Source organism: Lacibacter cauensis (genome assembly GCF_007830055.1).
Classification (GTDB): Bacteria; Bacteroidota; Bacteroidia; order Chitinophagales; family Chitinophagaceae; genus Lacibacter; species Lacibacter cauensis.
Genome location: NZ_VLLE01000004.1, coordinates 587,283 through 600,907 on the forward strand (window position 1 = coordinate 587,283; position 13,625 = coordinate 600,907).

Annotated in this window: 15 protein-coding genes; 13 read left to right on the plus strand and 2 right to left on the minus strand. The window is 41.3% G+C overall.

What is annotated here, in order from left to right:
- Positions 1-50 precede the first annotated feature (50 nt).
- The 8 genes from IQ13_RS12665 (at position 51) to IQ13_RS12695 (ending at position 7,286) form a co-directional block, all read left to right on the plus strand.
- Positions 51-1,370: a Gfo/Idh/MocA family protein gene (locus tag IQ13_RS12665; protein ID WP_144886743.1), complete on the plus strand. Its 1,320-nt coding sequence runs from the start codon at positions 51-53 to the stop codon at positions 1,368-1,370.
- 284 nt (positions 1,371-1,654) lie between these two features.
- The gene (locus IQ13_RS12670) at positions 1,655-2,296 is read left to right on the plus strand and encodes an MgtC/SapB family protein (RefSeq protein ID WP_144886744.1); all 642 of its coding nucleotides are present in this window, start codon (positions 1,655-1,657) and stop codon (positions 2,294-2,296) included.
- Between the two features lie 29 nt (positions 2,297-2,325).
- Complete coding sequence (locus tag IQ13_RS12675) at positions 2,326-3,102, plus strand: enoyl-CoA hydratase-related protein (protein ID WP_144886745.1); 777 nt, start codon at positions 2,326-2,328, stop codon at positions 3,100-3,102.
- Positions 3,103-3,112: 10 nt separating this feature from the next.
- Positions 3,113-3,526: a hydroxyphenylacetyl-CoA thioesterase PaaI gene (paaI, locus tag IQ13_RS12680; protein ID WP_144886746.1), complete on the plus strand. Its 414-nt coding sequence runs from the start codon at positions 3,113-3,115 to the stop codon at positions 3,524-3,526.
- Positions 3,527-3,587: 61 nt separating this feature from the next.
- The gene (locus IQ13_RS21380) at positions 3,588-3,749 is read left to right on the plus strand and encodes a hypothetical protein (RefSeq protein WP_158637388.1); all 162 of its coding nucleotides are present in this window, start codon (positions 3,588-3,590) and stop codon (positions 3,747-3,749) included.
- Positions 3,750-3,752: 3 nt separating this feature from the next.
- On the plus strand, positions 3,753-4,271 hold the full coding sequence (locus IQ13_RS12685) for a hypothetical protein (RefSeq protein ID WP_144886747.1): 519 nt from the start codon (positions 3,753-3,755) through the stop codon (positions 4,269-4,271).
- A gap of 28 nt (positions 4,272-4,299) precedes the next feature.
- Positions 4,300-4,896, plus strand: coding sequence for an acyltransferase (locus IQ13_RS12690; protein WP_144886748.1), 597 nt, complete (start codon positions 4,300-4,302; stop codon positions 4,894-4,896).
- 359 nt (positions 4,897-5,255) lie between these two features.
- The gene (locus IQ13_RS12695; RefSeq protein ID WP_144886749.1) at positions 5,256-7,286 is read left to right on the plus strand and encodes a T9SS type A sorting domain-containing protein; all 2,031 of its coding nucleotides are present in this window, start codon (positions 5,256-5,258) and stop codon (positions 7,284-7,286) included.
- A 72-nt stretch (positions 7,287-7,358) separates the two neighbouring features.
- Here IQ13_RS12695 and IQ13_RS12700 read toward each other — a convergent pair whose 3' ends face one another.
- Positions 7,359-7,751, minus strand: a complete 393-nt coding sequence (locus IQ13_RS12700; protein WP_144886750.1) for a hypothetical protein — start codon at positions 7,749-7,751, stop codon at positions 7,359-7,361.
- Positions 7,752-7,756: 5 nt separating this feature from the next.
- Positions 7,757-8,116: a hypothetical protein gene (locus IQ13_RS12705; protein ID WP_144886751.1), complete on the minus strand. Its 360-nt coding sequence runs from the start codon at positions 8,114-8,116 to the stop codon at positions 7,757-7,759.
- A gap of 215 nt (positions 8,117-8,331) precedes the next feature.
- Between IQ13_RS12705 and obgE the strand changes: the two genes are divergently transcribed.
- The 5 genes from obgE to IQ13_RS12730 all read left to right on the plus strand — a co-directional run bounded on the left by obgE (position 8,332) and on the right by IQ13_RS12730 (position 13,556).
- A complete protein-coding gene (gene obgE, locus IQ13_RS12710) occupies positions 8,332-9,321 on the plus strand; it encodes a GTPase ObgE (RefSeq protein ID WP_144886752.1) in 990 nt (329 codons plus the stop codon).
- A 37-nt stretch (positions 9,322-9,358) separates the two neighbouring features.
- Positions 9,359-10,252 carry a CPBP family intramembrane glutamic endopeptidase gene (locus IQ13_RS12715; protein ID WP_144886753.1) on the plus strand — a complete coding sequence of 298 codons (894 nt, stop codon included), beginning with the start codon at positions 9,359-9,361 and terminating at the stop codon, positions 10,250-10,252.
- A 53-nt stretch (positions 10,253-10,305) separates the two neighbouring features.
- Positions 10,306-11,127, plus strand: a complete 822-nt coding sequence (locus IQ13_RS12720) for a hypothetical protein (protein ID WP_144886754.1) — start codon at positions 10,306-10,308, stop codon at positions 11,125-11,127.
- A 3-nt stretch (positions 11,128-11,130) separates the two neighbouring features.
- A complete protein-coding gene (locus IQ13_RS12725) occupies positions 11,131-11,331 on the plus strand; it encodes a hypothetical protein (protein WP_144886755.1) in 201 nt (66 codons plus the stop codon).
- Between the two features lie 62 nt (positions 11,332-11,393).
- Positions 11,394-13,556 (plus strand): S46 family peptidase, encoded by a 2,163-nt coding sequence (locus IQ13_RS12730; protein WP_144886756.1) that lies wholly within the window; start codon positions 11,394-11,396, stop codon positions 13,554-13,556.
- Positions 13,557-13,625: the final 69 nt, after the last annotated feature.

Genomic DNA, 13,625 nt, shown 5'->3' on the forward strand with positions numbered 1-13,625 from the left:
AATACTTCAGTGTCAATAAAAAACAAATAATAAATATCTAAACCATAAACATGAACAACGATAACAATTCACGCAGGGAGTTTGTAAAAACTTCTTCGCTGCTTGCCGGCGGTCTTATCATGAGTCCGCTACTATCAAAAGCTAATTTCTTTTCAGGTGCCGAGGGCGTCATTAAAATTGCCTTAGTTGGTTGCGGTGGCCGTGGTACCGGTGCAGCCACACAGGCATTATTGAGCAAACAAAATGTAAAGCTGGTGGCAATGGCCGATGCTTTTCGTGATAAGCTCGACACTTGTTATAAACGCCTGATGAGTGATGATGGCTCCGGCTCTTCTGTAAAATCGAAAGTAGATGTGCCGGAAGAAAATAAGTTTGTTGGATTTGATGGATATGCCAAAGCCATTGCATTGGCCGATGTGGTGATCTTAACCACACCTCCCGGCTTCCGTCCCATTCATTTTGAAGAAGCGGTGAACAAAGGCAAGCATGTGTTCATGGAAAAACCGGTAGCAACCGATCCCGTTGGTATCCGCCGTGTACTGGATGCTGCTGAAAAAGCAAAACAGAAAAAACTGAATGTGGTTGTTGGTCTGCAACGCCGTTATCAAAATTCTTACAGAGAATTATATAAACGCAAAGACATTATTGGTGATATCACATCTGCACAAGCCTGGTGGAACAACGATGGTGTGTGGGTAAACAAACGCAAATACGGACAAACAGAAATGGAATACCAGATGCGTAACTGGTATTATTTCAACTGGCTTTGCGGCGATCATATTGTGGAGCAACACATTCACAATATTGATGTGGTGAATTGGTTCAAAGGTAGTTTCCCCGTAAAAGCTCAAGGTATGGGCGGTAGACAAGTGCGTAAAGGAAAAGATCACGGTGAAATCTTCGATCACCACTTTGTTGAGTTTACCTATGCCGACGGATCTGTGTTGAACAGCCAGTGCCGTCATATTCCCGGTACGATGAGTCGTGTGGATGAATTGATCATTGGTACCAAAGGAAGCATTAAAGGCGATGCAGCAACGATCTTAGATGCAAAAGGTAAACCTGTTTACCAGTTCGATAAGAAAGGCGAAAACAATCCTTACCAGAACGAGCATGATGAACTGTTTGCAGCCATTGCCAAAGGCGAATACAAATTTGCTGATGCGGAGATTGGTGCAAAGAGTACGCTTACAGCTATTATGGGACGTATGGCCACTTACTCCGGCCAACTGCTGGAGTGGGATAAAGTACTTGCTTCTAATCTCGATCTGCAGCCAAAGAAATACGATTGGGATGCAGCACCACCAATTTTACCAAATGATGATGGTTATTACCCTGTTGCAGTTCCGGGTGTTACAAAATATGTTTAATCATTACTAATTGCATAAACCAAGGCCATCGGTTAACGATGGCCTTTTTTATGTGTGAATATCTGTTCTTCGTTCCGTAGGAACGCCTGATCGGTAGGATCCAAACATAACACGATGCGTTCCTATCGGAACGCTTGTTGTATTGCGTATATAATGCTACCCACCATAAGTACCTAACGGCACAAAAATCATCTTCGAAAACAGGGTTATGTATTTATGTTAGTATATCTCTGCATTGTTCTTTTACATTCACTAACTTGTTGTTTGTTTTAAGAATATAGCTTATGGATATTACCATCTATTTAGAAGAAGCTGCTCAGGTGTCTATTGCATTCATCATTGGTGCAGTCATTGGCTTAGAACGTGAGTTCCGTAGCAAACCTGCAGGTTTTCGTACCATGATCTTTATTTGTGTGGGTTCCTGTTTGTATACCATTCTTTCCAAAGAAAGCAATACCGTCAGTCCCGATCGTATTGCCAGTAACATCGTAACAGGTATTGGTTTCATTGGCGCAGGCGTTATTTTTAAAGAGGGTATTTCGGTAAACGGTTTAACAACTGCAGCGTTGATCTGGATCACAGCTGCCTTAGGTATGGCCATTGGCTATCACAACTATCCATTAGCCGTTGTTGTAAGCAGTATGGTGGTGGTTGCGTTGTTTGTACTGGAACCTGTACAACGTTTCATTAACCGCTTACATAAAGTGAAAGATTACAAAGTAAGAACCAGCGATACCAGCGATTTGTTTAAAACAGAACTCGAACAGTTTTTTACGGCACACGACATCAGCTTCCGCTGTATGAAAATGATCAAAGAAAATAACGATGCTGTTTATCTCTACCGCATCGGTGCTCCCAAGCACGATTACGATATGGTGAACGATTATTTTCTTAAACACAAAAACATCAAGAGCTTTGATGTGTAATTTTATGGCCTCTTATTAACTATTGCTTTATGTCATCCATTTTATTTGAAATAAAAAATTCGGTAGCGTTCATTACGCTTAACCGTCCCGATAAGTTTAATTCCTTCAATCGTGAAATGGCGTTGTTGCTGCAAAGCAAGCTCGACGAATGTGCATCGCTGCACGAAGTACGTTGTGTGTACATTACCGGTGCAGGCAAAGCATTTTGTGCTGGACAGGATATTGGTGAATTAGTAGGTGAACACAAAATCGAACTGGCACAGATCTTATCTGAACACTATAACCCGATTGTTAAACGCATACGCAATCTGCCGAAGCCGGTTATTGCAGCTGTAAATGGTGTGGCTGCAGGTGCGGGTGCCAACATTGCGTTGTGTTGTGATATTGTTGTGGCGGCAGAATCAGCCTCTTTCATCCAGGCATTTTCAAAAATTGGTTTGATACCCGACAGTGGCGGCACATTTACGTTGCCACGTTTGATCGGTTGGCAAAAAGCAAGCGCTTTGATGATGACATGTGATAAGGTTTCTGCAACAGATGCAGAAAAAATGGGTATGCTTTACAAAGTACATCCGGATATAATTTTTGAAGAAGAAAGTAAAAAGATGGCACAAACATTGGCAGCAATGCCCACCAAAGGTTTGGCGTATACCAAACATGTATTGAACTATTCGTTCAACAACTCCTGGGAAGAACAATTGCAACTGGAAGATCAGTTTCAACAGAAAGCGGCAACAACGGAAGATTACCAGGAAGGTATTACTGCATTTTTAGAAAAAAGAACGCCGAACTTTAAGGGAAATTAAAAAGCATACCATGGCTACTCCCACTCAGGTAATTGAACACATGCTGCAACACGATCGCTTCAGCCAATGGCTGGGCATTTCGGTTATAGAAATTAAAGAAGGCTACAGCAAAATAAAAATGACGGTACGGGAAGAGATGCTCAATGGCTTTGGCATTGTACATGGCGGCATTGCTTTTTCGCTGGCCGACAGTGCTTTTGCATTCGCCTGCAACAACCGGAATGATTTATCGGTAGCATTAGATACCTCCATCAACTTTATTAAACCTGTCCATCCCGGCGATGAACTGCTTGCCGAAGCAAAAGAGTTGCACAATGGCCGATCAACAGGTTTATATCATATTTCCATTTATAACCAACACAATCATTTGGTGGCGCAGTTTAAAGGTACCTGCTACCGTACAGGAAAACCGCTTGTTTCTTAGCCATCATTGCAAATACAATGGCTTTTGTTTACTTTAAGATACTCCCTTAAAATTTCACATTATGAAACAGGTATCTTATTGGGCAAGTAAACATGTTACCGCAGCCAGGCTTATCATTATTCTGCTTTACATTCCCCTTAATATTCTTGGTTACATAACCGGTTCGCTACTATGGGATGTGCAGATTGAACTTACTCCTTTGTTCTTAACAGCATTGCAGTAACGGTTGTACTTTTATATATCACTTATCAAAAAAAAAGCACCTTACTATCAAAAGAAATTGTACCAGTTTACAATTGGAGTCTGTACATTCTGCATCATATGCTTTTATGGCAACCAATCACGCACTCCTGATTTATATCTTCCTTTTTCTAACACATCACAGGCAGTTAGTGTATTTGAAAAGGAACATAGTTCGGTTATAAAAGAAAAGATCAAAACAAAAAAGGAAACAAGACAGTTAAAAAAAGAGCTGAGAAAAAAATTTAGAAAAGCAGTGGCTGATGAAGAAGGGATGAAAACCTGGGTGAAGATTCTGCTTATTGTATTAACCGTTCTTGTTGCATTACTTCTTTTATATGGTGTGGCCGGTCTGGCCTGTACACTTTCGTGCAACGGCTCAGAGGCTGCGGCATGGCTGGTTGGCATACTTGGATTAGCCGGAGTTATTGCAGGTATGTTCTTTGTTATTCGTGGTATCGTGGGCAGAAAGAAAAAAGCAAAAAACCAACCAACGGCTAATTGATTTTACATTTGTCGGAACTTCATCTTTTATGATCTATTCCTTTAAAGGTTTTATTCCGGTTGTACACGAAACATCGTTTGTACATCCGCAAGCTGCTGTAACAGGTAATGTTGTTATTGGTAAGCATTGTTATATTGGTCCGGGTGCTGCTTTACGTGGCGATTGGGGTGGAATTGTTTTAGAAGATGGCTGCAATGTGCAGGAAAATTGTACCATCCATATGTTTCCCGGCGTTACAGTTGTATTAAAAGAGGGTGCTCATATTGGTCATGGTGCGGTTATACATGGTGCAAGTATTGGCCGCAATTGTTTAGTAGGAATGAACAGTGTAATTATGGATAACGTTGTTCTCGGCGATGAATGCATTGTTGGCGCACTCAGCTTTATTAAAGAAGGCGAAATGTTTGCACCAAGAAGTTTAATTGTAGGCAACCCCGCCAAAAAAATAAAAGAAGTGAGCGAAGAAATGATTGCCTGGAAAACAAAAGGTACTCAACTCTATCAATCGCTGCCTGCCGATATGCAGAATGAATGGGAACCCTGTGAACCCTTAAGAGAAATACCGGCAAACAGGCCGCCACAGGAAAGACTCTATGAGCACTGGAAGTCTAATCAGAATCACTGAGTGCATAATAACTATAACTTTCGCTATACCTCAAAGACTTTATCAATTAACCTGCTCGAAATGTTCATTTTTTACATATCGTAAAAAAAACATATAAAAAATTTGGATTTTAATGCGCTACATATATCTTTGTACTCCAATAAGCGTTTCCACTTATCCGTAGACTAGCCGTACTCCTCCTATCCTTCGTAATAAGCCAGCCATTTTCTTACAGTTTTCAGAGTTGTTTGTACTACTCTGCAGCAACTGTCATGCTTATCCAAATTCCTTCAGAAAAGTTTTTGTTTTCAATTCCTGTTAACTACCACAAATCCCTCCTACGGCTAAACCTATTTATCAATTTTTTAAAAACATTTTAAATGAAAACAAATTCTACTCTTTTCAAAAGCGTAGCTGCATTTTTTTTGTTAGTTATCTCGTTTGCAGCTAAAACAAATGCACAGTCTGCGTCAATTTCACCAAGTAATTCAACAATTGTTGCTGGACAATCGCAAACATTTACAGTTACCACTTCTGGTTTTGGAGGGGATAACAACAACAGGAGTTTTGTCTACACAATTACTGGCCCGGGTGCAACTATCCCTGCAAGCCCTGCCACGTTTAATTGTACTTCTGGCTGTAATAACGAAAGTGAAAGTTTTACATTTAACACACCAGGTTCTTACAATGTTTCTGTTACAGTAACACAGACTCAAGGTGGCTCTGCAACAGCTACAACATCCACAACAATAACAGTTACGCCTCCGCCAGCACCGGCTGTAACACTTACACCTTCTCCTGCTTCTACTATTGCAACCGGATCTGTAAGTTTTACTGCAGCTACAAGCAACTTTACCGGTTCGGGTACAATAAACTATACATGGAGTGTTAGTCCGGGTACTGCAGGAGTTGATTATGTGATTCCTTCTGGTAACAGTAACACAAAAGCTATTACATTTAATACATTGGGCGATTACACTGTTACAGTTGTAGCATCAAGAAACGCACAAACAGCTTCTTCTTCATCAGTTGCAACTGTGTTTCAGCCAAACTTATACTCTACTTCGGGTACGGGTTCCATCAGAGCATACAGAATTAATCCTGTTACAGGTGCAATTCAATATGGACCTGTAAGCATTGCAACTCCTGTAGATAATACAGCGGGTTTAGGTAAAAATAAATCCAGCGTAAATGATGCCAATGGAAATTTGTATTATATCCTTAATACAAATACCAATGAAGGGCAAGTACAAATCTATTCGGTAAGTCCTACTGGAGGTGCAAGCACATCAGTAGGTTCAATAGATATGAATGGAGCTGGTAATACCGGCGATCTTGGTTTTGTTCGTTTGGCTTTCGATCAAAATGGGTTGGGTTGGATTGTTGCTGGTGATGGTTCTACCAATATTTATATTGCTTCTTTCCGTGGTAATGGATCTTCTGCTATCAGTAATGTAAATACATATGGCAATGCAACACTTACCTTTAGTGGCGCAGGTTCTGCTGCAGATTTTCAAAATGGAGATATTGCTTTTGGACCAGGTAATATTTTATATGCTTTGGCGAACGTTACAGGTGGCGACACATACATTTATACATTAAACTCTACAACCTCACCAACTACACTTACACGTAAATGGACAGTTCAAACCGGCGGTGGCGTATTTACAGGAACTTCTGTAAATGGTGTAGCCTGGACCCAAACAGGTTCATTACATATTTCAACCGGTAATGGTATTTATTTTATCGATCAAACAACTGCTAATTCTTCAAACTCAACTGTACAGGCAACACAGGTTTTAAGTTTCTCAGGTCTTACCGACCTTGCTTCAAGTGAGTTCCCTTCACAATCAACTCTGCCTGTAACATTTGGTGAAGTTGCCGTTAAGAAAGCAGGAGCAAATGCAGAAGTAAGCTGGTCTACTTTAAGTGAATTTAACAACAGTCATTTTATTGTTGAACGCAGTACAGATGCAGTTAGCTTTAGAACAGTTGGCACTGTTGCAGGCAAAGGCAACAGCAGCTTTACACAGAACTACAGCTTCACTGATGCAGCAGTTAGCGGTACCGTTATTTACTATCGCATTAAACAAGTTGATGTTGACGGTGTAAGCAGCTATTCTAAAACTGTTGCATTACGTATTGGTAACGCACGCATCAATAACTATACAGTTTATCCAAATCCGTTTGTAAGTAATATTAAAGTGCAAATTGATGCTAAAGAAAAAGAAGATGTAATGATCCGTATTAACAACCTTACCGGTCAAACCTTAATTACGAAAAAAGTAACCGTGCAAGCTGGTAACAATATTGTGGTACTTGATAATCTGCAGCAACTTCAAAATGGTCTTTATATGATCGAAGTAATTGCAAAAGACGGCAAGCATACACAAAAACTTATTAAAAACTAAGTTTCAGAGGTAAATTAAAATATCCGGAAAAACCGTTGCCCCTCTCTTTGTGAGAGGGGCTTTTTTATACGATTATTTAGATGTGTTGCCAAATTGCTGAATCAGTCGGCTCCGCTCTCTCGAAATTTTACGGCCTCTGAAAAACAGATACAGGTTAAAGAAAAGCATCAACCCTAAATAAATACTGAAGCCCCCTATTTTATAGCTGAGCGTTTCCAGCATTCCACGACTATCAGCTACATCGCCGGCTATTTTCATAATAGTTAAAGCAAAGCCTACATTGAGGAGATAAAACCCGGTTTCGAATAATTTGTTAGTGCTGAAAGCGATTTCTTCTTTACCATGAAAAATTTCGAGCATAAAGGTTTTGCTGTTCTTAAAAAGAATGTGTGCCACATACCAGGTTAATGCAATAACAACAGGCAGATAAATTAAGTAAGCAGTGAAGTTGAATGATGTGTTCATAACATTTATTGTTTTGTGTGAAGAGATGCTTGTTGACGTTTACGAATAAGATAAATCACCAGCATATTCATAAAATGAATGAGCGCAAGTGTGAGCATAATGCGGCCTGTCATGATGAAAATGCTTTCAAACAAAGCCAACCAGGTGACTACTGTTGTCCACAACTGTATCATCAGCGCTGCATAACCAAGATTGAGCAGGTAGTAACCCACCAGCAACAGTTTATTAATAAAATCGGTGAGTGCTTCATTTCCTTCAAGCAAGCCAAGGATGTAGATACGGCCATTGCGGTAAAAACGTAAACCCACATGAACGGTAATAAAATAGGTAAGCAACAGGTAAATGATGTAAGCGATACTGTTCATACTCTGTTTGTTTGATGAACACCGTAAAGCTAACTATTAGTTTTTGTATTTTCAATATTTTCTGAAAATTAATTACATAACTAAGCTCTTTTCAATTTTCCAATAGTCGAAGACGCTTGCGGTCTTGATGCGAACCAAGGCGTCGGCATGCAATGCCAGTGCTGTCAAACAGAAATGCTGCTGCTCGCTCCATAAAAACTATCTTTGCCGCCAGCATGGAAAAGAATTTCATTGATTACATACGGGTATTTTGTCGCAGCGGGCATGGTGGCGCAGGTATTAAACACTTTATGCGGAACAAGTTGACAGCAAAAGGTGGTCCTGATGGTGGCGATGGTGGCCGTGGTGCACACATTATTCTGCGTGGTAATTCGCAACTCTGGACATTGCTTCACCTGCGTTATTACAAGAACGTACTGGCCGAAAACGGTGCTCCCGGCGGCAAAAACAATATGACCGGTCGTGATGGTAAAGACATCATCATTGAGGTACCCTTGGGCACCATTGCACGTGATGAAGAAACAGGAAAAATTGAAGCCGAAATTCTGGAAGATGGCCAGGAGGTGATTTTCATGCGTGGCGGACGTGGTGGTTTGGGCAACAGCCATTTTGCAACACCTACCAACCAGGTTCCTGAACATGCACAACCGGGTGAACCCGGTGTAGAAGGCTGGAAACTTTTGGAGTTAAAAGTACTGGCCGATGTAGGCTTGGTAGGCTTCCCCAATGCAGGTAAATCAACCTTGCTTTCATCTATTACTGCTGCTAAACCTAAAATTGCCGATTACGCTTTTACAACACTTGTACCGCAGCTTGGCATGGTGGAGTACCGTGATGGTAAAAGTTTTTGCATTGCCGATTTACCCGGTATTATTGAAGGTGCTGCTGAAGGAAAAGGTCTGGGTCATCGGTTCCTCCGCCACATTGAACGCAATGCAGTGTTATTATTTTTGATTCCGGCCGACAGTGCTGACCATAAAAAAGAATTTGACATCCTCCATAACGAACTGGAAGAATACAATCCGGAAATGCTGCAAAAAGAATTCATCATCGCCATCAGTAAAAGCGATATGCTCGATGATGAACTGAAAGCTGCTATTGAAAAAGAGTTGCCCAAGAACGTACCGCATGTATTCATTTCTGCTGTAACCGGTCAAGGATTAACCGAGCTGAAAGATATTCTGTGGCAGAAGTTGAATGCATAAATGCACTGCAGTATATTGCCGCAGCTAACATCATCCATTGCGTAAACTCATCACCATTACTGCTGCCGATCTGTTGCAACCAGCATCGTATAAAAAATACGTTGCCTGTTTTTCCATTATTGCAATAGCCTGTGCTGTTAATTATTACAGCAGCTTTCCCCTGTGGGTAAGAAATCAACCGTTCAGCTTTTCGCTTTGCTGGTATAGCCTGCTGTTCTTTTTATTTTTCGTTACAGGCTTGCTCATCGAAAGCGGTTTTCAATTTCTGCAAAACAGCCGTGTACAGTTTGTCTTTGTTGTTGCACCGGTGCTGTTTGCGTTAAAAGTAATTGCCCCCTTCTATCGTTTATTACCTGCAGGCATCGGCAACGGATACCGTACTGCTTTTCTGCAACCGATGAACTGGGCTGGGAGTTTTGTAATGATGATTGTATTGCTGTTGTTTGTTCATCTGGTGCTGGAAAACAAGTTTGATCTGTATGGCAGAGTAAAAACACAATCGCTCAGGATTTATTTTGTATTGATCGTCTGCATGCTGCCACTGCTGCTGTGGGCTTCCCTGCAAAGCGATTTTGCAGCAGTATATCCCAAAGCATCTATTGTACAAAAGCAACTTGGTGCAGATGCAAATTCATTACACTATCTGTTGTTTGAAGTGGCTTATGCCTCCGATTTTTTTACCATCGAATTTTTCTTTCGTGGTTTCCTCATCATCGCTTTATCGAAAGTAATGGGGCGACAAAGTATTTTACCGATTGCATTATTTTATTTTTCCATTCATCTTGGCAAACCGATGATGGAAGCTGTAAGCAGTTTCTTCGGCGGGTTGATTCTCGGCAGCATCTCCTATCACAGCAAAAGTATCTGGGGTGGTTTGCTGGTACACATCAGCATTGCATCACTGATGGAGTTGTTTGGCTTTATTTTTTAACAAGGCTGTGCTGCATCATTTCGTAATTTAGTTTTCATCATAAGTTCCGCTATATGAAATACATTTTTCTTTCGTTATTCTTCAGTTTTGTTTTTACTTCACAAAGCAATGCACAGTCTGTACGACAGTTGCGTAAAACAATTGAACTGAAAATGCCCAAGGGGCCGGGCAACAATGGCGGCACTGTTGCGCAAAACGGGAAGAACCGCTATTTCTATGCTACAATAGCCGGCAATAAAACCTATAGCCTCGCTTATTTTAATGCAGCAGGCGAAATGATGTCGCCACCCGACCTCGCTTTGCTGGCCGATGTACGTGGACTATGGTACAACCCTGCATTAAAAACCTTCCAGGGTAATTTGTTTGGCGATGGAGGTTGGGTAACCTATGTAATGGACGATGCCGGTATTGTGTACGATGTAAAACCGTTTGCAAAAGGGCAGCTGCAACCCTTCCCTAATTCTGTTGGCCAATACAACATGCGGGAAAACCTGGTGCATTTTTTAAAAGGCTCAACAGTAGTATCGTATAGTGCGGTAACAGGTGCAGAAGACAAAACAAAAACATTTTTGTTGAAGACAGGCTATGGTAAAAAAACACCTCCGCCTGCCGATTTAAAAATTGACTCCAATGCCGTACTCACCAATTACAACAGCACAACTGTTATTTATACCGGTTTAAGTAACGCAGAGTTTGGCTTGCTGAACTTGCAGACGAAAGAAATTGAGCTGTACAGTAAAACCGATGGCTTACTATCGCAGAAATTAAAGCTGCCAGCCGATGCCATTGTAAGCGATAAATTAAACTTCAGCTTCAGCAACAATACCTACTTCCTGTACGATGCCAGAAACCGTGCATGGGTAGGCTATCGTTAAACTATGCAGCACTGTCTTTTTTGCGGACATATCGTACAACTGGTACATGTGCATGGCCATTATCAATGCCCTGTATGCGGCACCAATGCCCTGCCCTGTTGCGATGGCGATAATTGCCACACCAATCAATACTTCAACGAGTCGCCAGCAAATCCGTTAATCAATACAGCGTCTGTTCAACAACTGCCGGAATCCGAAAGCTGATGAACAGCAGTTTTCGGAAAACCGTTTTTCCGTACGTTTGTTTCTCTATAAATACTATAAGCATGAAGAAGATTCTCTTAACGATGATTGTAACACTTACGTTGTTACGCAGCTATGCCGATGAAGGCATGTGGTTACCGTTACTCCTTGGTGAGCAGGTGTATGCCGATATGCAAAAGAAAGGTTTGAAGCTTACCCCGCAACAGTTGTACGACATTAATAAAGCCTCGCTGAAAGATGCGATTATTATTTTCGGTAATGGTTGTACCGGCGAAATTGTAAGCAGCAAGGGTTTGATCTTTACCAACCACCACTGCGGCTATGGTGCCATTGCATCCGCATCAACAGTCGATCATAATTACCTGCGTGATGGCTTTTATGCAAAAAATCTCAATGAGGAAATTCGTACAACACTTACCGTACAGTTTTTGTTACGTATTACCGATGTTACCAAAGAAGTAAACGACTCGTTGGGTACATTAATGGGTAAAGCAAGAGCCGATAAACAATCTGCTGTGCTTGCCGCCATCAACAAACGTTTATCCAATACAGATGAGGGTATTGAATGCCGCATCAGTCCGTTGTTTAAAGGCAACCAGTTCTTAGCGTTCATCTATCAACGTTACCGAGACATTCGTTTAGTAGGCACACCGCAGGAAAGCGTAGGTAAGTTTGGCGGCGATACCGATAACTGGGAGTGGCCACGACACACCGGCGATTTCAGTGTGTTTCGTGTATACACTTCAAAAGATGGAAAGCCTGCAGACTTTAGTGCTGAGAATGTTCCCTTGAAGCCGAAATATTTTTTACCTGTTTCTATCCGTGGTTTGAAAGATGGTGATTTTGCTATGACCTGGGGCTACCCCGGCAGTACCAACCGTTACGAAACATCGTTGGGTGTAAAACTTTCAACCGACATCAACAACCCTACATTAGTGAAGTTGCGTGACATGCGTTTGAAATACATGTTTACCGAAATGCAGAAAGACCCTGCCATTAAATTAAAACTCGCCAGCAGTTATGCAAGTATTGCCAACTACTGGAAGTTTTACGACGGTGAAACTAAACAGTTGCTGAAGTACGATGTGTATGGACAAAAACAAAAAGCCGAAGCCGATTTTATGAAGTGGGCGAATGGTAAAGAAGATTATGCAGCTGTTTTTCCTGAGTGGGAAAAAATATATAGTGCATGGCGCCCCTACGCACAACATCGAATTTATATGACGGAAGGCATTTATGGTTCGCCGTTATTAGCATTTGCTTCCTCTTTAATTCAGTTGGAAGCAGCGTTGTTGAAAGCAAATGCAACCAAGCAAGATGTAACGAATGCTTTAAATGCAGCTACAGAAGCACGCAAAAATTTCCTTGCAGAACACAATGCCATCAGCGATGAAAAAATTGTGGCTACAGCCTTAATGATGTACTACGCAGATGTACCAAAAGAGCAACATCCCATCAGTTTCTTTGAAGGTGTTAAAGCAAGTTTCGGCGATTTAAAAGAGGAAGCTACCTGGAAAAAATTTGCAGCTTCGGTTTTTTCAAATACCATGATCTTAAACGATGCAAAATGGAATGCATTTGCAGCTAATCCTGACGGATTGAAACTGCAGCAGGATCCTGCTTTTGCTATTGGCAGTGCATTTACCAAAAACTGGAATGTAAAATTCCTTCCACGCTTTACCGAGTTTACCATTAAGAACAATGATCTCGGTCGTTTGTACCTGAAAGGTATTATGGAAATGAATCCTGCAAAAGCGAAGAAGATGTATCCCGATGCTACGTTTACCATGCGTGTATCGTACGGCAATGTAAAAAGCTATGTACCGAAAGATGCGGTGAAGTATGATTTTGTAACTACCTCAAAAGGTTTGCTGGAAAAATACAAAGCTGGTGATTACGAATTCGATCTGCCATCGAAACAAATTGAACTGTTGAGGAAAAAAGATTTTGGTCAGTATGTAGATAAAAGCCGCAACGACCTGGTGATTGGTTTTATTACTACCAACGATATTACCGGTGGCAACAGTGGTTCGCCTGTTATTAATGCCAATGGCGAATTGATTGGCCTGGCCTTCGATGGCAACTACGAAGCATTGAGTCATAAGTTAGCATTTGATAAAGACCTCAACCGCACCATTTGTGTTGACATCCGCTATGTACTCTGGTGCATTGATAAGCTGGGTGGTGCAGATAATTTAATTAAAGAGTTGAAGCTGGTGAAGTAAACCAGTTCGCCTGCAATTAAAAAGCCCGCTGTTTACGTCGGGCTTTTTTATTGTCAACAAGTTATATGG

Bases quoted from the DNA above. Each gene is read 5' to 3' on its own strand.
- IQ13_RS12665 (WP_144886743.1), top strand. From the start codon at position 51: ATGAACAACGATAACAATTCACGCAGGGAGTTTGTAAAAACTTCTTCG.
- IQ13_RS12670 (WP_144886744.1), top strand. From the start codon at position 1,655: ATGGATATTACCATCTATTTAGAAGAAGCTGCTCAGGTGTCTATTGCA.
- IQ13_RS12675 (WP_144886745.1), top strand. From the start codon at position 2,326: ATGTCATCCATTTTATTTGAAATAAAAAATTCGGTAGCGTTCATTACG.
- paaI (WP_144886746.1), top strand. From the start codon at position 3,113: ATGGCTACTCCCACTCAGGTAATTGAACACATGCTGCAACACGATCGC.
- IQ13_RS21380 (WP_158637388.1), top strand. From the start codon at position 3,588: ATGAAACAGGTATCTTATTGGGCAAGTAAACATGTTACCGCAGCCAGG.
- IQ13_RS12690 (WP_144886748.1), top strand. From the start codon at position 4,300: ATGATCTATTCCTTTAAAGGTTTTATTCCGGTTGTACACGAAACATCG.
- IQ13_RS12695 (WP_144886749.1), top strand. From the start codon at position 5,256: ATGAAAACAAATTCTACTCTTTTCAAAAGCGTAGCTGCATTTTTTTTG.
- IQ13_RS12700 (WP_144886750.1), bottom strand. From the start codon at position 7,751: ATGAACACATCATTCAACTTCACTGCTTACTTAATTTATCTGCCTGTT.
- IQ13_RS12705 (WP_144886751.1), bottom strand. From the start codon at position 8,116: ATGAACAGTATCGCTTACATCATTTACCTGTTGCTTACCTATTTTATT.
- obgE (WP_144886752.1), top strand. From the start codon at position 8,332: ATGGAAAAGAATTTCATTGATTACATACGGGTATTTTGTCGCAGCGGG.
- IQ13_RS12720 (WP_144886754.1), top strand. From the start codon at position 10,306: ATGAAATACATTTTTCTTTCGTTATTCTTCAGTTTTGTTTTTACTTCA.
- IQ13_RS12725 (WP_144886755.1), top strand. From the start codon at position 11,131: ATGCAGCACTGTCTTTTTTGCGGACATATCGTACAACTGGTACATGTG.
- IQ13_RS12730 (WP_144886756.1), top strand. From the start codon at position 11,394: ATGAAGAAGATTCTCTTAACGATGATTGTAACACTTACGTTGTTACGC.